This is a genomic window from Cedecea lapagei, from assembly GCF_900635955.1.
Classification (GTDB): domain Bacteria; phylum Pseudomonadota; class Gammaproteobacteria; order Enterobacterales; family Enterobacteriaceae; genus Cedecea; species Cedecea lapagei.
Map to the genome: position 1 here is coordinate 4,322,904 of NZ_LR134201.1, position 19,275 is coordinate 4,342,178.

15 protein-coding genes, 1 pseudogene and 1 riboswitch are annotated in these 19,275 nt (G+C 55.8%); of the genes and pseudogenes, 5 read left to right on the forward strand and 11 right to left on the reverse strand.

Annotated features, from left to right (window positions below):
* The first annotated feature begins 48 nt into the window (after positions 1-48).
* Both malF and malG read left to right on the forward strand, forming a co-directional pair.
* Positions 49-1,593 carry a maltose ABC transporter permease MalF gene (gene malF, locus EL098_RS20985; protein ID WP_126357947.1) on the forward strand — a complete coding sequence of 515 codons (1,545 nt, stop codon included), beginning with the start codon at positions 49-51 and terminating at the stop codon, positions 1,591-1,593.
* Positions 1,594-1,604: 11 nt separating this feature from the next.
* Positions 1,605-2,494, forward strand: a pseudogene (gene malG, locus EL098_RS20990) (maltose ABC transporter permease MalG).
* Between the two features lie 100 nt (positions 2,495-2,594).
* On the opposite strand, the gene psiE reads toward malG, so the two are convergent.
* The 6 genes from psiE to pgi form a co-directional block, all read right to left on the reverse strand.
* Positions 2,595-3,002 carry a phosphate-starvation-inducible protein PsiE gene (psiE, locus tag EL098_RS20995; protein WP_126357948.1) on the reverse strand — a complete coding sequence of 136 codons (408 nt, stop codon included), beginning with the start codon at positions 3,000-3,002 and terminating at the stop codon, positions 2,595-2,597.
* A gap of 84 nt (positions 3,003-3,086) precedes the next feature.
* Complete coding sequence (locus tag EL098_RS21000) at positions 3,087-5,183, reverse strand: YjbH domain-containing protein (RefSeq protein WP_126357949.1); 2,097 nt, start codon at positions 5,181-5,183, stop codon at positions 3,087-3,089.
* Entirely contained in the window at positions 5,183-5,920 is a 738-nt protein-coding gene (locus EL098_RS21005) for a capsule biosynthesis GfcC family protein (RefSeq protein WP_126357950.1), read from the reverse strand. The genes EL098_RS21000 and EL098_RS21005 overlap by 1 nt, the downstream gene beginning before the upstream one ends.
* The gene (locus EL098_RS21010) at positions 5,917-6,555 is read right to left on the reverse strand and encodes a YjbF family lipoprotein (protein WP_126357951.1); all 639 of its coding nucleotides are present in this window, start codon (positions 6,553-6,555) and stop codon (positions 5,917-5,919) included. The genes EL098_RS21005 and EL098_RS21010 overlap by 4 nt, the downstream gene beginning before the upstream one ends.
* Positions 6,556-6,617: 62 nt before the next feature.
* Positions 6,618-6,869: an exopolysaccharide production protein YjbE gene (yjbE, locus tag EL098_RS21015; RefSeq protein ID WP_008455862.1), complete on the reverse strand. Its 252-nt coding sequence runs from the start codon at positions 6,867-6,869 to the stop codon at positions 6,618-6,620.
* A 368-nt stretch (positions 6,870-7,237) separates the two neighbouring features.
* A complete protein-coding gene (pgi, locus tag EL098_RS21020) occupies positions 7,238-8,887 on the reverse strand; it encodes a glucose-6-phosphate isomerase (RefSeq protein ID WP_126357952.1) in 1,650 nt (549 codons plus the stop codon).
* Positions 8,888-9,126: 239 nt separating this feature from the next.
* Positions 9,127-9,347: riboswitch (Lysine riboswitch) on the forward strand.
* Positions 9,348-9,450: 103 nt separating this feature from the next.
* Between pgi and lysC the strand changes: the two genes are divergently transcribed.
* The 3 genes from lysC to EL098_RS21040 all read left to right on the forward strand — a co-directional run bounded on the left by lysC (position 9,451) and on the right by EL098_RS21040 (position 12,190).
* Complete coding sequence (gene lysC, locus EL098_RS21030; RefSeq protein ID WP_126357953.1) at positions 9,451-10,800, forward strand: lysine-sensitive aspartokinase 3; 1,350 nt, start codon at positions 9,451-9,453, stop codon at positions 10,798-10,800.
* Positions 10,801-10,892: 92 nt separating this feature from the next.
* Positions 10,893-11,825 (forward strand): ketopantoate/pantoate/pantothenate transporter PanS, encoded by a 933-nt coding sequence (panS, locus tag EL098_RS21035; RefSeq protein ID WP_126357954.1) that lies wholly within the window; start codon positions 10,893-10,895, stop codon positions 11,823-11,825.
* A gap of 92 nt (positions 11,826-11,917) precedes the next feature.
* Positions 11,918-12,190 (forward strand): DUF3811 domain-containing protein, encoded by a 273-nt coding sequence (locus tag EL098_RS21040; RefSeq protein ID WP_008455871.1) that lies wholly within the window; start codon positions 11,918-11,920, stop codon positions 12,188-12,190.
* Between the two features lies 1 nt (position 12,191).
* Here EL098_RS21040 and rluF read toward each other — a convergent pair whose 3' ends face one another.
* The 5 genes from rluF to metH form a co-directional block, all read right to left on the reverse strand.
* Positions 12,192-13,070, reverse strand: a complete 879-nt coding sequence (gene rluF, locus EL098_RS21045; RefSeq protein WP_126357955.1) for a 23S rRNA pseudouridine(2604) synthase RluF — start codon at positions 13,068-13,070, stop codon at positions 12,192-12,194.
* A gap of 65 nt (positions 13,071-13,135) precedes the next feature.
* Complete coding sequence (locus tag EL098_RS21050; RefSeq protein WP_126357956.1) at positions 13,136-13,450, reverse strand: CcdB family protein; 315 nt, start codon at positions 13,448-13,450, stop codon at positions 13,136-13,138.
* Positions 13,450-13,713, reverse strand: a complete 264-nt coding sequence (locus EL098_RS21055) for a type II toxin-antitoxin system CcdA family antitoxin (RefSeq protein ID WP_126357957.1) — start codon at positions 13,711-13,713, stop codon at positions 13,450-13,452. Before EL098_RS21055 ends, EL098_RS21050 begins: the two co-directional genes overlap by 1 nt.
* Before the next feature lie 36 nt (positions 13,714-13,749).
* Positions 13,750-15,381, reverse strand: coding sequence for a Na/Pi cotransporter family protein (locus EL098_RS21060; protein ID WP_126357958.1), 1,632 nt, complete (start codon positions 15,379-15,381; stop codon positions 13,750-13,752).
* Positions 15,382-15,523: 142 nt separating this feature from the next.
* Positions 15,524-19,207, reverse strand: a complete 3,684-nt coding sequence (metH, locus tag EL098_RS21065) for a methionine synthase (protein ID WP_126357959.1) — start codon at positions 19,205-19,207, stop codon at positions 15,524-15,526.
* Positions 19,208-19,275 lie beyond the last annotated feature (68 nt).

A 19,275-nucleotide genomic window follows, 5' to 3' on the forward strand; every position in this document is an offset into this window, starting at 1 on the left:
GGAGAGGGTTAGGGTGAGGGGAAATAACACGCTGTAGAGGAAGACCCCATGGATGCAGTTAAAAAGGGCCGCTGGTGGCAAAACGAGGGAGTGAAGTGGTCAGTCATCGGCGCATTGGCCCTGCTGGTTGGCTATCTGGTGGTTTTAATGTACGCCCGGGGGGAGTACCTGTTCGCCATGATGACGCTGATTTTAAGCTCGCTTGGCCTCTATATTTTTGCCAACCGCAGGGCCTATGCCTGGCGCTATGTTTATCCTGGCATGGCCGGTATGGGGCTGTTCGTCCTGTTCCCGCTGGTTTGTACTATCGCCATCGCCTTTACCAACTACAGCAGCACCAATCAGCTGACGTTTGAACGTGCGCAGCAGGTGCTGATGGACCGCCAGTACCAGGCGGGCAAAACGTTTAATTTTGGCCTCTACCCGAACGGCAACGAATGGACGCTGGCGCTCACCGACGGGGAGAGCGGTAAAAACTATGTTTCGGACAAGTTCGCCCTGGGTAGTGAACAAAAAATCCAGCTGAAAGAAACAGATGCGCTGCCGGAAGGCGAGCGCGGTAATTTGCGCGTAATCACCCAGAATCGCCAGACGCTTAGCCAGATAACCGCCGTCCTGCCGGATGAGAGCAGGGTCGTAATGAGCTCCCTGCGCCAGTTCTCAGGCACCCGCCCGCTCTATACGCTGGCGGAAAACGGTGACCTGACCAATAACCAGACCAGCGTGAAATACGCCCCAAACGACCATATCGGCTATTACGAGTCGGTGAACGCCGACGGCAGCTGGGCAGGCGAACGGCTAAGCCCGGGCTACACCGTGACCATCGGCTGGAAAAACTTCCTCCGTGTCTTCCATGATGACGGGATCCAAAAGCCGTTTCTGGCCATCTTCGTCTGGACGGTAATTTTCTCCGTGCTCACGGTGATCCTCACCGTTGCGGTGGGAATGGTGCTGGCCTGCGTGGTGCAGTGGGAGTCATTGAAAGGCAAGGCGGCCTATCGCCTGCTGCTGATCCTGCCCTACGCCGTGCCTTCGTTTATTTCGATACTGATTTTCAAAGGCTTATTCAACCAGAGCTTCGGTGAAATCAACATGATGCTGAGCGCGCTGTTCGGTATTAAACCCGCCTGGTTTAGCGACCCGACAACCGCCCGCGCGATGATTATTATCGTCAATACCTGGCTGGGCTATCCGTACATGATGATCCTGTGCATGGGGCTGCTAAAGGCCATTCCTGACGACCTTTATGAAGCCTCGGCAATGGACGGCGCAGGCCCGTTCCAGAACTTCTTTAAAATCACGCTGCCGCTGCTGATTAAGCCGCTCACGCCGCTGATGATTGCCAGCTTTGCCTTTAACTTTAATAACTTCGTGCTGATTCAGCTGTTAACCAACGGCGGCCCGGATCGTCTGGGAACGACCACGCCGGCCGGCTATACCGACCTGCTGGTAAGCTACACCTACCGCATCGCCTTTGAAGGCGGCGGCGGCCAGGACTTTGGCCTCGCAGCAGCTATCGCAACGCTGATCTTCCTGCTGGTGGGCGCGCTGGCGATTGTGAACCTGAAAGCCACCCGCATGAAGTTTGATTGAGGAACCTGACCATGGCTATGGTGCAACCCAAATCTCAAAAGCTGCGTCTGTTTATCACGCACTTCCTGCTGCTGTTATTTATTGCGGCAATTATGTTCCCGCTGCTGATGGTGATTGCGATTTCACTGCGGCCCGGCAACTTTGCCACCGGCAGCCTGATCCCCGATCAGGTCTCCTGGGAGCACTGGAAGCTGGCGCTGGGCTTTAGCGTGGAGCATGCGGATGGACGAGTAACGCCGCCGCCGTTCCCGGTGCTGCTATGGCTGTGGAATTCGATAAAAATTGCCGGTATCACGGCGGTCGGTATCGTAGCCCTTTCCACCACCTGCGCCTACGCCTTTGCCGTATGCGCTTCCCGGGGAAAGCGACATTGCTGAAAGGGATGCTTATTTTCCAGATGTTCCCTGCGGTGCTCTCGCTGGTGGCACTTTACGCGCTGTTTGACCGCCTGGGTCAATACATTCCGTTTATCGGACTGAATACCCATGGCGGCGTCATTTTCGCTTATTTAGGCGGGATTGCGCTGCATGTCTGGACGATTAAGGGCTACTTCGAAACTATCGATGGTTCTCTGGAGGAGGCCGCCGCGCTGGACGGCGCAACGCCGTGGCAGGCATTCCGCCTGGTGCTGCTGCCGCTATCGGTGCCGATTCTGGCCGTGGTCTTTATTCTGTCGTTTATCGCCGCCATCACCGAGGTTCCGGTGGCCTCGTTGCTGCTGCGCGACGTAGACAGCTACACGCTGGCCGTGGGCATGCAGCAATACCTCAACCCGCAAAACTACCTGTGGGGCGATTTTGCCGCCGCGGCGGTGCTCTCCGCAATACCGATTACCGTTGTGTTCCTGCTGGCCCAGCGTTGGTTGGTTAGCGGCCTGACCGCTGGCGGGGTAAAAGGTTAACGTTATCCCTGAAAGTCATGTGCTTCATCTTGATGCCATACCACTGCAACCCTCACTTTGACCTTCGTCTTATTTCAGGCGGCCTTCGGGCCGCCCTTTTTTATTCCCGCTTCAGGCGCTGGCTGTTGCACAGCCAAAGAGTGATCACCATCAGCAGAATCGCCCCCGAATAAATCAGCACGTCGATCGGCGAACTGTGATCGATGATAATCAGACGGACAATCGCGGTGATGCCGATGTAAATAAAGTAGCGCAGCGGGAAGTGATAACCCGACTGGAAGTATTTCACAATCAGCGCAATAAACTCGAAGTAGAGGAAGTAGACAACCAGCCCCTCGATAAACAGATACGAGCTGGACTCCTCTCCCGGCGTAAACAGCACGGTAGCCAGATGAATCGTTTCTTTGCCGAGAAAGATAATCAGGATCAGTCCCAGAGCCAGCAGGCCAAGGTTAAGCACCGTCTGCATAGCGGTAGAGATCCAGGCAAAACGCGGTGACACAGGCATAACAGCCCCTCATTATTATTGTGTATTGAGAGGCTGTTATACGTTGAATGTGTGATCTGGATCTAGTTTATTTACTTACCTTCACTATCGGAAATTCTCGCTGCGATCGCCGGTCATCCCGTAAAGGTCGAACTTACGGCCCAGCATCTGCCCGCCGTCACGCGTCAGCGGCGTCCAGGTGACCTGAGCACGGCTGCGGGTCGGGTAAGCCGAGAAGATATCCAGCGGCACGTTGATATAGAAGCCTTTGGTAAAGTCCCCTTCCCCATACTCTTTCTTCGACACGTTGGTGATGGTGGCGTAGGTGCCCACCACTATTCCGCTGTCGAAGTGTTTCGATATCTCCAGGGTGCCGCCCTTGTCCTGCGCAAGATACTGCCCAAGGCTAAGCTTCACCAGCACATCCTGGGCAAACGGCGGCGTCCAGTAGCCGGTGATATGTCCCGTTTTGGCGCTGTAGTCGGTAAACTTCATCATGTCCTGCGAACTACGCCAGTCACGCTGCTTGACGTAGTTGCCGTTGACGCCAATCGCCCAGTTGCTGTCGACAGGGCGGTAAAGCAGCTCGGCCCCCGCGCCGCCGTACATGGTTTCCAGGTAGCCCGCATACACCTGGCCGTAGATCCCATGCCCGAAGTACTGGAAGTAGTTCGCCTGCAGGTTATTGATGTAGATATCATTTTCTACGTAATCACGCACGTGGGTACGCACACGGGGCAGCGTGGAGTCCGCCGGCGGGTTGGTGTAGTTAAATTTGTCGTAGTTGTTGGCGACGTTCGCAAACAGGCTGCCGCTGGTTAACAGGTGATCCGTCAGCCAGTAGTCCGCGTTCCCCATCACCCCAACCTGATACATGTAGAAGCTTTCCGGGCCGCCGATGGACTGATTGAGGATAGGATCTATCGAATAGTTGAAGCGCGATTTCTCGATGTAATACCCCTGCTCGGTACTCTCCGGCACCACCGGCTCAACGCGTTTTTGCGTCAGCACGGTTTCGTGCCCCAGCGGCTCGCCCGCAAGGTGATTACGCAGGCTGGCCACGTCCGTTTCCGTGGTTACCTGCGGCATGTTGAGGCGGCTTTCGGTAATGCGGATGGTGCGAATATTATCCGGCAGATCGTTCATGATGATGCGGTTGGCGCGCTCAATACCTTCGCGGGAATTGCGGTATTTCACCTGCTCTCCCGTGACGTAGAGCGTATCGCCTTTGACCTGGATATTCGGGTTGATCAGCCCGGCGTTGTACTTCAGATCGGTCAGCTGGTTTGCCACCACGTTGTGCTGCAGAATTTCGTCCTGCGGATGGGGCTGGTACTCAGGGCGGCGGGCATCGTTGTATCCCGGCTTAAGATCGTTGAAATTGGTGCGAAGGGTCACGCCGAACATAAAGGTGTTTCCGCGCTCATAGCTCATGTTCACATCGGCCCAGTCGGTCACCCGGTAGATAGCACCGACGTTAACGCTGCTGCGCTGATCTATTTTTCCCGCAAATTCATGGCTGTAGTTGTTGCCTTCATACTCGAGCTTCAGTCTTAACGGCTGCCATGGCGTCTGGTACTCCACGCCGCCAAACAACGACGTTGGGCCATGGAACATGCTGCTAAAGTTGAAGGAGCCCGCCATGTTGTAGCTGTCATCGCGGCGGCAGTACTTGTCGCTGTACTCACACAGAGGGTTCTTGATGTTGCCGCTGGTGCCTAAATAGCCCCAGCCCATGCCGAGGCTAAAATCGAATGGCCCCCAGGCTTTGCTCGCTACCACATATTCGCCGTCAAACAGTCCGGTTCCGCCCAGATCGCGGATGCCCGCAGAAACCTGAGGAAGCCAGTACCCCTCTTCCCAGAGACGGAATTTCACGTCGAACGCTTTGTCTTTATAGGTCTGGTTTCCAGAGAAAGCCTGCACGCTACTGTAATGGCGGGTACGCACGTCGGTATAGCGCAGCGTGGCCTCCATCCAGGGAAAAAGCTGCATAGAGGCGGAGTAGAAGCGGTACTGGTCATTGTCACGATAGTTGAGGTTAAACTCCCCTTCCGGCGCCATGCGCGCCGTCGGCGTCTGCAGCAGGCCTGCACCACCAAAGTCTGCCTGAGAAGGGCCAACGGGTGCCGGATAGGTTTCAGCGCGGCAGGCGGAGGCCACCGCCAGCGCCATCAGGCTATACAGGTAACGTTTTTTCATTAATCCGGTATCCGATGGGTCAGGCTATTAAGGATTTGCTGGTTCAGCTCATCAAACGTGGAGCTGAAAAGGCGATCTGAGAAACCGACAAAAATGAGGCTGCCCGGCGAGGGTTCGATATGGCGTTTGTTCCAGTACGCTACCGGCGCTTTTTCGGTTCTGCCATCCGGGTAAATCACCCAGGCATAGCTTCTGTCTGCGCCGCTCAGCAGGCTGATATCGTCCAGATATTCATCGACGCTGCGCCCCGGCATGAACGGCTTAATGCCCGGTGAACTGACTAACCCCACCAGCGTAATCGTTGTGGGCTGCGGCCCCGTCCACAGGCTGTATTCCCCCTGAAGCGGCACGTTTGCCTGCGGGCGAAGACGAACCCAGTCGGGATCCAGATTGACAAACTGACGCCCGGTCACGTGGATTGCGCTGAGCTGCTGGCGTAGCCCGTTGATTGCCGCACCGTCATCGCCGCCTTCATCAGCGGCCACTTCGCTGAGCCGAGCCAGAAGCTGCTGCTGTTTTTGTTCTTGCGCCGCACTTGCCTGCCGTTCACTGATGACCGCCGCTGGCCACCAGCTGCGGCTGAGTTCAGGGCGAGTGACTAAATCGGTCAGCCGCTCGGCATCTTTGATCACCAGAGGCTGCGCTTGCGGTTTTACATACACAGTCACGGTGCTTTCTGCATGGCTAAAGGCGCTGACGAAAAGCAGAGCTATTAAGGGAAAGGGGATTTTTTTCATTGTTTTGCCGCCTTCACAAGAAGCGTGGTGACAGGCCAGTAGCCCGGACCGAGGTACTGTTTTGATTTGCGGATTTGCCCTTCGTCGTCAACCCAGTAGCGGTTCGTCCAGCTTTTCCCGAGCGCGGTTACCTGTTCTTCAAGTACGCGCACTTTGGTCACGCTGCTGCCGACTTTGACGGTATCGGTACCGTCAAATTCAAAGTTGGATGTGGCGGTGGCGTAGCGAACCTGCTGGCGTTCGGTCCAGGCTATCTGCCGGGTCCAGCTCTCGCCATCCGTCATCTGTTTCACTTTCGCCAGCGGGTCGCGGTCAAGGTTGGTGACTTCCGTCAGGTTGTCGCCCAGCCCGGAAGTTTTCACAATGCGGCCGCTCTGCGTGATAATGACCGCCCTGTCCTGCGTCACCCATTTCTGCTGGCCGTTTTCGTTATAGGCGAGCACCACGAACAGCTGCGGACCGTTGTTGATGCTCATGTACTGGCTCGCGTAGCGCATCTCGGCAATTTCATCATCGGTAAGCTGCACGCCGCCGCCTCCGGAAATACTGTTCCAGAGCGAGGTACCAAGCCCTCTGGTGGTCGCTGAGCACGCCTGGAGTAACAGACAGACAAAGAGTATTGCGAGTCGCTGCACGGTGATTCCCCGGTTTAAAATAACCACACCGAAGTGTGGTTATGGTTTAAAACACCCGGATGTTAACGGGTGGTGGTGCTGGTCGTGGTGGTTGTGGTGGTCCCGGTGTTTGAACCGTCGCCGCCACCGGTTGCGGCTAACGCCACACCGACCGCTGACCCAACAGTGCTGGCGCTGGTTGCAGCAGAGCTGCCTGCAGACACAGAGGTCGCCTGCGCGCCGGCCGCGTCACCCACTGCTACGGGATCAGCATTCGCCGCGCCGGCGGCTGCCAGCGTGAATATGGCTAAAGCGCCATAAAGGGTTTTTCTCATTACAATTTCCCTTCAATGAATGAATGGAGATTTACCCGAAAAGGTTTCAGGCGCGTTCGAGTATACACAACACAAGGTGATGAATTGGCCTGCAGGAAATAAGGAATGAACTTTAAGAAAAGGCGTAGAAATTAAAATTTATGATTTATTTAAATTTAAACAATATTAATAAAAACAGTAAATTAAAACCATAAGATCTCTATATCATATTCAAGATAATCTTAAATACTCGGAGCATAGAAGAGGCAGGAACGTTATTTTTCGGATTTACCTCAGGGTAGCAAAAACGAAAACTATGACAGCAAGGGGATAACTCTTATAAAAAATATGCCAGCACGAGGCTGGCATATTTTCATCATGCGGATTAATTAATCACGCCATGCTTTATAGCGGTTAATCAGGCCGTTGGTGGAACTGTCGTGGCTGGCGATTTCTTTATCGTCGCCCAGCTCCGGCAGGATGCGGTTAGCCAGCTGTTTGCCGAGCTCCACGCCCCACTGGTCGAAGGTGAAGATGTTCAGGATTGCGCCCTGGGTAAAGATTTTGTGCTCGTAGAGCGCAATCAGCGCCCCCAGGCTGAACGGAGTGATTTCGCGCAGCAGGATGGAGTTGGTCGGACGGTTGCCTTCAAAGACCTTGAACGGAACAACGTGGTCCAGCGTTGCCGGATCTTTACCCTGGTCACGGTACTCCTGCTCAACCACTTCGCGGGATTTACCGAACGCCAGCGCTTCGGTCTGAGCGAAGAAGTTAGACAGCAGTTTTGGATGATGATCCGACAGCGCGTTATGGCTGATAGCCGGTGCGATGAAGTCGCAAGGGACCATTTTGGTGCCCTGGTGGATCAGCTGGTAGAACGCGTGCTGGCCGTTGGTGCCCGGCTCGCCCCAGATAATTGGGCCAGTCTGGTAGTCTACGGCGTTACCGTTGCGGTCAACGTACTTACCGTTGGACTCCATGTTGCCCTGCTGGAAGTAGGCCGCAAAACGGTGCATGTACTGGTCGTAAGGCAGAATCGCTTCGGTTTCAGCGCCGAAGAAATTGTTGTACCAGATGCCGATCAGCGCCAGAAGAACCGGCAGGTTTTGCTCGGCAGGCGTGGTGGAGAAGTGCTTATCCATCGCGTGTGCGCCGGAGAGCAGCTCAACGAAGTTGTCGAAGCCAACGGACAGGATGATGGACAGGCCAATTGCGGACCACAGAGAGTAGCGACCGCCAACCCAGTCCCAGAACTCGAACATGTTCGCGGTGTCGATACCAAATTCGCCGACGGCTTTACCGTTGGTGGACAGCGCTGCGAAGTGTTTCGCCACGTGCTTGTTGTCGCCAGCGGTTTTCAGGAACCAGTCGCGCGCGCTGTGGGCGTTGGTCATGGTTTCCTGAGTAGTGAAGGTTTTGGAAGCTACCAGGAACAGCGTGGTTTCCGGGTTCACTTTCTTCAGCACTTCGGCGATGTGGGTACCGTCAACGTTGGACACAAAGTGCATGTTGAGGTGGTTTTTGTACGGGCGCAGCGCTTCGGTGACCATGAACGGGCCGAGGTCAGAGCCGCCGATACCGATGTTTACCACGTCGGTGATAGCCTTGCCGGTATAACCTTTCCAGCTGCCGCTGATAATGCTCTCAGAGAAGGCTTTCATCTTCTCAAGCACCGCGTTCACTTCCGGCATCACGTCTTTGCCATCGACCACGATTGGCGTGTTGCTGCGGTTACGCAGGGCAACGTGGAGCACGGCACGGTCTTCGGTGCGGTTAATTTTTTCGCCGGCGAACATGGATTTGATCGCGCTCTGCAGGTCGGTCTCTTTCGCCAAAGCCTGCAGCTTTTCAAGGGTTTCGGTGGTAATGCGGTTTTTGGAGAAATCCACCAGCATCAGGTCATCGAAGGTCGCGGAGAACTTGCTGAAGCGGTCGTTATCTTTCGCGAACAGGTCGGAAAGCGTAACGTCTTTCATCTCATCGTAATGTTTCTGGAGTGCCTGCCAGGCAGAGGTCTGCTTCGGGTTGATGTTTTTCATAGCAATACTCTTCTGATTTGAGAATTGTGACTTTGGTCGATTGTAGCGCCTGCAGGCAAAAATTGTGATTGATTTTATGCCATTAACCGAGGGTTTCCCGTAACCCCCTAAAAAGCGGCAAAAATCCCCTTTTATAAGTTAAATTCCTGATTCCCTGTTTAACATGAAAAATCCGCATAACCCCGCAGTTGACATGCCTTCGCCGAAGCTTTATTTATTAGGCGCTACCTGCGCATGCGCAGGCCAGAAGAGGCGCGTTGCCCAGAAAATCGTATCCGAGAAACCAGTAACGAAGAAGATACGTGAGGGGGTGCAACGCCGAGATGATGGAGCGGCTGGTCACGCTTATTGTCGGCTGCAGGGGCTGAATCCTCTGGGTTGTCACCAGAAACGTTCGCAGTCGATCGTTTCATATCCGGCGCTAAAGGCTGGATAGACAAGGTGGAGCACTTCTGGGTGATACCGTAGTTCTCCTGCTCTGCGCCCACCCTTTTACCGCTCTTCCCTTGTGCCAAGGCTGAATACTTTTTTGCCAGTTGAATGGCCCCTGACACGAGGTAGTTATGTCTCAAACCGTAGTCGCCAAATTTGGCGGTACCAGCGTCGCCGATTTTGACGCCATGAACCGCAGCGCCAATGTCGTTCTGGCCGATAGCCATGTCCGCGTCGTGGTCCTTTCCGCGTCCGCCGGCGTGACCAACCTGTTAGTTGCCCTGGCTGAAGGGCTGGAAGCAACCGAACGCTTCGTCAGGCTCGATGCCATTCGCAAAATCCAGTACAACATTGTTGAACGCCTGGCGAACCCAGAGGTGATCCGCGAAGAGATCGATCGCCTGCTTGAAAACATCACTACCCTTGCGGAAGCCGCTTCCCTTGCGACCTCCACCGCGCTGACCGACGAACTGGTCAGCCACGGTGAACTGATGTCCACTTTGCTGTTTGTCGAAATCCTGCGTGAACGTAACGTTGAAGCACAGTGGTTCGACATTCGTAAAGTCATGCGTACCAACGATCGCTTTGGCCGTGCCGAACCAGATATCGCTGCGCTGGCGGAGCTGGCAGGCCAGCAGATGCTGCCGCGTCTTACAGAGTCTCTGGTGATCACTCAGGGCTTTATCGGCAGCGAAGAGAAAGGCAGAACCACCACGCTTGGCCGCGGCGGCAGCGACTATACCGCCGCGCTGCTTGGCGAAGCGCTGAATGCTGCTCGCGTAGATATCTGGACCGACGTACCGGGGATTTACACTACCGACCCACGGGTTGTTCCGGCGGCAAAACGAATCGACCGTATCGCCTTTGAAGAGGCGGCCGAAATGGCCACCTTTGGCGCAAAGGTGCTGCATCCCGCGACATTGTTGCCTGCCGTGCGCTGTGATATCCCGGTGTTCGTGGGTTCCAGCAAAGATCCGGCAGCCGGCGGTACGCTGGTGTGCAAAAAAACCGAGAATCCACCGCTGTTCCGCGCCCTGGCATTACGCCGTAAACAGACGCTGTTAACCCTGCACAGCCTGACCATGCTGCACTCCCAGGGCTTCCTGGCGGAAGTGTTCAGTATTCTGGCGCGGCATAATATTTCGGTAGACCTGATAACCACTTCAGAAGTAAGCATCGCCCTGACCCTGGATACCACCGGCTCCACCTCAACCGGTGACAGCCTGCTGACCAGCGCGCTACTCACGGAGCTTTCATCGCTGTGCCGCGTAGAAGTGGAAGAGAATCTGGCGCTGGTTGCCATCATTGGCAACAAGCTGTCTCAGGCCTGCGGCGTAGGCAAAGAAGTGTTCGGCGTGCTCGACCCGTTCAACATCCGCATGATTTGCTACGGCGCATCCAGCTACAACCTGTGCTTCCTGGTGCCGGGCAACGATGCCGAACAGGTGGTGCAGAAGCTGCATCGCAATCTGTTTGAATAACTAACTCATCCATGCAATGAATAGAGAAAGCCGGGCTCGCTCCCGGCTTTTTTATAACCATAAAACAACACAAACTTTGCAAGGACATCGCTATGTTCGCCACTCTAACCCGGCTGTTCCCGCTCTGGGCACTGCTGCTCTCCGTCGCTGCGTATTATACCCCCTCAACCTTTACGCCGATTGGCCCATGGGTCAGTACGCTGCTGATGCTCATTATGTTCGGCATGGGTGTCCATTTACGGGCGGAAGATTTTAAACGCGTGCTGTCTCGCCCGGCACCGGTGGCGGCGGGCATTTTTCTGCACTATCTGGTGATGCCGCTGGCCGCCTGGCTGCTGGCGCTGCTGTTCCATATGCCGCCCGATCTTTCAGCCGGGATGGTACTGGTCGGCAGCGTAGCCAGCGGCACGGCGTCCAACGTGATGATTTACCTGGCGAAAGGCGACGTTGCGCTCTCTGTTACGATCTCTTCGGTCTCCACGCTGGTCGGCGTTTTCGCCACGCCGCTGCTGACCCGTCTCTATGTGGATGCCGACATAAAAGTCGATGTGATGGGCATGCTGGTCAGTATTCTGCAGATTGTTATTATTCCAATTGGCCTGGGCCTGATTGTGCACCACCTGTTCCCACGCCTGGTGAAGCGGGTGGAACCGTGGCTGCCCGCGTTTTCCATGCTCTGCATTCTCGCCATCATTAGCGCGGTTGTGGCAGGTTCGGCGTCACACATCGCCTCCGTTGGCCTGGTGGTAATTATCGCCGTGATCCTGCATAACACCATTGGCCTGCTCGGCGGCTACTGGGGCGGGCGTCTCTTTGGCTTTGACGAGTCCACCTGCCGGACGCTGGCCATTGAAGTAGGCATGCAGAACTCGGGTCTCGCGGCCACGCTGGGTAAAATTTACTTTTCACCCCTGGCGGCGCTGCCTGGCGCATTGTTCTCCGTCTGGCATAACCTTTCCGGGTCACTGCTCGCAGGTTACTGGTCAGGTAAAGCGATAAAATCGCAGCAAGATGAGAAAAAATAGTGCGATAAAAGCCTGCAAATGCAGGCTTTTTTGTCTCGTCGACGCAGGAGGTTTGCTTTACACTGAAGAACCTTTCCCGGGAGATTGCAACGATGGCTACAGCCAGACTGACACAGCAAGACATGACGGAAAGCGAACAGCGTGAGCTTAAAACTCTGCTGGATCGCGCCCGCATCGCCCACGGTCGTACGTTGACCAACTCAGAAACCAATCAGGTAAAAAAAGAGTACATCGATAAGCTGATGGCGGAGCGTGCGCTGGCGGCTAAGAAAGCTCGCCAGCTGAAGAAACAAAACGCATTAAAACCGGATACGACTACCACCTATTCATGGTCGGCCAATAACCACACGCGCGGGAAACGCTAGCTTAGCGGCCCTTCTTTTTGCGGCCTGGAGAAGCAAAGCGTTTACGAGAGGCAAGCTCAGCGGGCGTTTTTGCTGAGCTTTTCGGCCCACTGACCAGCGGCTTTTTCACCGCTGGCGCGGTCGCCTTTGGTTTCGCCTTTTTAGCCGGTGCGGCCTCTGAGGACGAGTCCTCAATCAGCTTAAACAGCTCAATCAGTTCATCATCCGTCAGGTCACGCCACTCCCCCAGCGGGATCCCGGTCAGATTCACGTTCATGATGCGCGTACGCTCAAGCTTCGTGACTTCATAACCAAAGTGATCACACATACGGCGGATCTGGCGATTCAGGCCCTGAACGAGGGTAATACGAAACGCAAACGGCGCCTCTTTTTTGACTTTGCATTTTTTGGTAACGGTGCCGAGAATCGGCACGCCCGCGCCCATGCCGCGAATAAATTCGTCGGTGACCGGTTTATTCACCGTAACCACATACTCTTTCTCATGGTCGTTACCGGCGCGCAGGATCTTGTTCACCAGATCGCCATGGTTGGTGAGGAAAATCAGCCCCTGGGAGTCTTTGTCCAGGCGGCCAATAGGGAACACGCGCTTGCTGTGGTTCACGTAGTCGACGATGTTGTCTCTTTCGCCGTCTTCCGTGGTGCTCACAATGCCCACCGGTTTGTTCAGCACAATCAGCACCAGGTCTTCTTCGTTGCGCGGCTCAATAAGCTGACCATTCACCTTCACGCTGTCGCCGGCAAAAACCTGATCGCCAATTTTGGCGCGCTTGCCGTTAATAAAAACGTTGCCCTGTTCGATGTAGCGATCGGCGTCACGGCGTGAGCAGATCCCGCTCTCGCTGATGTATTTGTTAAGACGAATAGATGAATTAGTCAGCATGGCTCCTCCGAAAACCCAGGACTATACCTTACCCGCAGGGCGTTGCGAACCGTAAAATGGGCTTGTTAGTAACCCTGAATCATAAAATCAACGGCACCACACAGCTCATCTCTGTAATGCGTCAAATCAGCGACCGAAGCACCGAGTTCTTTAAGCGGAATACCCGCCATCATGTGAGTCATAGCCACGCAGGGCTGCCCCTCAATAGTCACGATGGGGCAGATTTTTTCCGGAGGTATGGCCCCCAGTAATTCCCGCTTAATAACGGGAATGACCAGGGCATGCTTTAGGGCATCAGCAATGGGATGCTGCATATTGATGAGGTAAGGATACGTTTTCTTCCCTGCGCCAGTATTCTCGTAGGCATGAAACTGTTCCATCAGAAGGTCCTCTGAAAATCACTGAACGAGCCGTGCTCCTCAACAAATTCATTCAGCGCGGCGATCTTTTCCTGATTGTCCCTGAGCCATTCAGCACGAGCGTTTTCACGGAATTTCGCGATTAATGCCTCGGTCAGGACCGCCGAGATGTTTAACTTCAGCTTACGGGCCTCATCCAGAATCTCCGGCGCGAGCGTCACATTAACCGATTTTTTAGCGGCTGCACTTTCAACACGCATATTAACCCCCATAACAATGCGCATACATTGTTCAATTATAGAGCGATGGCGGGTTGACGATCAATACTCATCCCGCTCGTCATCGTCGTCCGGCTGGTCCAGCACGCTGTAGGCGACGGAACAGAACAGGGAGTTCAGACGCTTCATATCCCCCAGCAGCCCAAGGTGCAGCGAACTGGTTTCGATGCTCTGCACGTTTTGCTGGTGCAGGCGGTCGACGTGCGCGTGGGAGAAGCGGCGGTTCATGATGCGGAAGCGGTGTTTGTTGCGGCGCAGGCGGCGGGCGCTGCCGAGATCGCTTGAGAAGAACACCGACAGGCTGAGCTGCAGGTTGCTGATCAGTTGCTGCAGCAGGTTATCCAGCTCGGTCAGGCCGTCAGGCGAGAAAGCCCGGCGCGCGGCGAGAGATTTATCCGCCACTTCGCTACCCATACGCTCAATGATATCCGCCGCCTGTTCCAGGTTAAGCGACATTTCAATGATTTCTGCCCAGCGGCGAGACTCCATCTCCGCCAGATCTTCCTTCGGCATCTGCGCAAGGTAGAGCTTGATGGCGGTATACAGCACGTCAACGTCGTCGGCCAGCTTGCGCAGCTCTTTTTCCTGCCGCGGCTCGCCGTGCATCACCTTGCTCCAGGTCTCCAGCATCTGTTCCAGCACGTCCCCCATTCTGAGGGTTTCGCGCGCGGCGTTAGAGAGGCCCAGCGCAGGGGTATCCAGCGCCGTCGGGTCCAGGTGCTTCGGCTTCATGCGGGCATCGACTTCGGGCACTTCGCTGATAACCCGGCGGCAGAAGCGCGCCATCGGTTCGGCAAAGGGCACCATCACCAGGCAGCGGATCAGGTTGTAGAACACGTGGAAGTAGATAACCAGTTCAGATTCCGGCAGCGGCAGGTGGTGCATCAGCCGGGCAAGAATATGCACAAACGGCAGCACCAGCAGGCTCCCCACCAGCTTAAACAGCAGGCTGCCCAGCGCCACGCGACGAGCAGCAGCATTTGCGGCACTGTTGTTGATCATCGCCAGCAGGCCAGAGCCGAGGTTGGCGCCGATCACCAGGCACAGCGCCACATCAAACGAGATCACCCCGGTGGAGGTCAGCGTCGCCGTCAGCAGGACGGCCGCCAGGCTGGAATAGCTGATAATGGCAAACATTGCGCCAATCAGCGCGTCAAGCATGATATCGCCGGTCAGAGAGGCGAAGATCACCTGGACGCCGTTCGCCTGGGTAATCGGCGTGACGGCTCCAACAATCAGCTCAAGCGCCAGCAGAATAAGGCCAAGACCAATTCCCACGCGACCAAGCTGCCCGGCGCGTGTTTGCTTGCGGCTGAGGAAGAAAATAACGCCGATAAAAATCAGCAGCGGCGAAAGCCACGAAAGATCGAAGGTCAGGATACGCGCCATCAGCGCCGTACCCACATCAGCCCCCAGCACAATCACCAGTGCAGGAGTCAGCGCCACCAGATCCTGAGCAACGAAGGAAGTGACCAGCATGGTGGTCGCGTTACTGCTCTGTACCAGGGCGGTAACGCCGATCCCGGCGCAGAAGGCGAGCGGTTTCTTTTCTACGCTGCGGCTAAGGACGCTGCGCAGGTTGGCGCCGTAAACGCGCATGATGCCGGTACGCACAATATGCGTACCCCAGACCAGCAGCGAAACGGCGGACAGCAGGTGTAACAAGGTCAGCACGGAGTCGTATTCTCCTTATCGTTTTTAGGGTTCCTGAGGCAAAAATAGCCACCACCTTTCAGTATAAGGGTTTAACTTCAATAAAGAGACAAGGCGCATACAGCGCGCCTTGTAAGTTGTAAGAAAAGGTTATTTTTAACGGCTAGTCAGCATCATAGCCCAGGTTCGGCGCCAGCCAGCGCTCAACTTCACTGACCGGCATCCCTTTACGCCTCGCATAGTCTTCAACCTGGTCGCGCTGAATCTGCGCCACGGCGAAGTACTTGCTGTCCGGATGGCTGAAGTACCAGCCAGAAACCGACGCGCCGGGCCACATAGCGTAAGACTCGGTGAGCTTCATGCCAATCACGTTTTCTACGTCAAGCAGTTCCCAGATAGCCGCTTTTTCCGTGTGCTCCGGGCAGGCCGGGTAACCTGGAGCCGGGCGAATCCCCTGATAATTCTCGCGGATCAGCTCCTCGTTGCTGAGGTTTTCCGTAGCGGCATAGCCCCAATAGACTTTACGCACTCGCTCGTGGAGATACTCCGCAAAGGCCTCGGCCAGACGATCGGCGACGGCCTTCACCATGATTTTGTTGTAATCATCGTGCTGTGCGTCATAGGCGCCGGCCAGGTCATCCTCTTCAATCCCGCCGGTGACCGCAAAGGCGCCGATGTAGTCCGCTTTACCGCTGTGCTTCGGCGCGACAAAGTCGGCAATGCAGTAATTCGGGAAGCCACTTTTTTCAGTTTGCTGGCGCAGATGACGGCTTACGGCTTTAACCCGCGTCCTTGTCTCATCGGTATAAATCTCCACATCATCGTCAACACGGTTCGCCGGGAACAGGCCGACCACGCCGCGCGGTGTCATCGTCTTACTACGGTGGAGCATATCGAGCATATCGTTGGCATCTTTAAACAGGCGTTTCGCCTCATCGCCTACCACCTCATCTTCCAGGATGCGCGGGTATTTCCCGGCCAGCGACCAGGTCATAAAGAACGGCGTCCAGTCGATGTAGTTTCGCAGCGTTTCGATGCTGGCGGTCACTTCCTGCACGCCGAGGCGATGGGCCACCGGCGGCGTATAACTTTCCCAGTCAAACGCCAGGTCGTTATCCCGCGCGGCCTGCAGCGTGACCGGAGGCGTGCGAGGTTTTTTACGCGCGTGCTGCGTACGAACCACTTCGTACTCTTTGCGGGTACGGGCAACAAACTCTTCATGCTGGGTTTCTGAAAGCAGCGCAGAGACTACGCCCACGGTACGCGAGGCGTTCTGCACATAAACGGTCGGGCCGCTGTAGTTTTGCTCGATTTTCACCGCGGTATGGGCTTTTGACGTCGTAGCCCCGCCGATCAGCAGCGGCAGCGTAAAGCCCTGGCGCTCCATCTCTTTGGCAACGTTCACCATTTCGTCCAGCGAAGGGGTAATCAGCCCGGAGAGGCCGATAATATCCGCGCCCACATCACGGGCGGTTTTTAAAATCTTCTCACCGGGCACCATTACGCCGAGATCGATAATTTCGTAGTTGTTACATTGCAGCACCACGCCGACGATGTTCTTGCCGATATCGTGTACATCGCCTTTCACCGTCGCGAGGACGATCTTGCCGTTAGTCGCCCCTTTTTCCTTACTGGCTTCGATATACGGCTCCAGATAAGCCACCGCCTGCTTCATAACGCGGGCCGATTTCACCACCTGCGGCAGGAACATTTTCCCCTCTCCGAACAGGTCACCGACCACGTTCATCCCTGCCATCAGCGGGCCTTCGATCACTTCGATTGGGCGGGTCGACTGCTGGCGGGCTTCTTCGGTATCGGTTTCGATAAACTCGGTGATCCCTTTCACCAGCGAGTATTCAAGGCGCTTAACGACATCCCAGCTGCGCCACTCGGCCTGTTGAGCATTGGCGCCGTCATCGCTTTTGCTGCCGCGATATTTCTCGGCCAGCTCCAGCAGCCGCTCGGTACTGTCGTCGCGGCGGTTAAGAATGACGTCTTCTACGGCGTCACGCAGCTCTGCTGGGAGATCGTCGTAAATAGCCAGCTGCCCGGCATTCACAATCCCCATGTCCATACCGTTGCGGATCGCGTAGTAAAGGAATACCGCGTGGATGGCTTCGCGCACAGGGTCGTTGCCGCGGAAAGAGAAGGAGACGTTGGATACGCCGCCGGAGATCATCGCATGCGGCAGCTCGCGCTTAATATCTTCGCAGGCGCCGATAAAGTCCTGGGCATAGTTATTGTGCTCTTCTATCCCGGTCGCCACCGCAAAGATGTTCGGGTCGAAGATGATGTCTTCCGGCGGGAAGCCCACCTCTTCGGTAAGAATTTTGTAGGCACGGCGGCAGATCTCGATTTTGCGCTCGCGGGTATCCGCCTGGCCCACTTCGTCGAACGCCATCACCACCATGGCCGCGCCGTAGCGCCGCACCAGCTTCGCGTGGTGGATAAACGGCTCAATCCCTTCCTTCATCGAAATTGAGTTAACGATGCCTTTGCCCTGAATACACTTCAGCCCTTTCTCGATGACTTCCCATTTCGAAGAGTCGATCATGATTGGCACGCGGGCAATATCCGGCTCGCCGGCAATCAGATTGAGGAAGCGCACCATCGCCGCTTCGGCGTCAAGCATCCCCTCATCCATGTTGATGTCGATGACCTGCGCCCCGCTGGCGACCTGCTGCAGCGCAACGTCCAGCGCCTCGCTGTATTTCTCTTCTTTAATCAGCCGTTTGAATTTAGCAGAGCCGGTAACGTTGGTGCGTTCACCCACGTTAACAAACAGGCTGTCCGCGCCGATGTTCAGCGGCTCAAGCCCGGCCAGGCGGCAGGCAATCGGCAGCTCAGGAAGCTTACGCGGCGCAACGCCCTCCACCGCTTTGCTCATCGCAGCAATGTGCGCAGGCGTAGTCCCGCAGCAGCCGCCGACAATATTCAGGAACCCGGCCTGCGCCCATTCGCCAATCTGCCGGGCCATGACTTCCGCGTCCAGATCGTATTCACCAAAGGCGTTCGGCAGCCCGGCGTTAGGGTGAGCGGTTACGTAGCATTCGGCAATGCGCGACAGCTCAGCGACATACTGGCGCAGCTCGTCCGGCCCCAGCGCACAGTTTAGGCCGAAGGAGAGCGCGTCGGCATGGCGTAAGGAGTTATAGAAAGCTTCCGTCGTCTGACCGGAAAGCGTGCGGCCTGATGCATCGGTGATGGTGCCGGAAATCATGATCGGCAGGTCAACGCCAAGCGCATCGAACTCTTCCTTCACGGCAAAGATAGCGGCCTTAGCGTTCAGGGTATCGAACACCGTTTCGATCATGATCAGGTCAGCGCCGCCTTCCACCAGCGCCCTGGTGGATTCGCGATAGGCCGCTACAAGCTGATCGAAGGTGATATTGCGGAAGGCAGGATCGTTCACGTCCGGAGAAATGGAGGCCGTGCGGTTAGTCGGCCCTAAAACACCGGCGACATAGCGTGGTTTTCCCGGCGTACGCGCCGTCCATTCATCGGCACAGGCTCGTGCCAGCTTAGCGGCTTCGTAGTTAATTTCCGCCGACAGCGACTCCATCTGGTAGTCCGCCATCGCAATCGTGGTGGAGTTGAAGGTGTTGGTTTCAACGATGTCCGCGCCAGCTTCAAAGTAGGCGTAGTGAATCGCGGCGATAATTTCAGGCTTAGTGAGCACCAGCAGGTCATTGTTGCCTTTGAGGTCGCACGGCCAGGCGGCAAAACGCTCGCCACGGAAGTCGCTCTCATCGAGGCGATAGCTCTGGATCATGGTTCCCATACCGCCGTCCAGCACCAGGATGCGTTCACTCAGTTGTTGCTTCAGCTTCTCTACGTTGTTACTCACTTTCACTTCCACCTTTTCCCGGCCTGACGGACTTGCAGACCCATACTTGCACAAACTACAGGGTCGGA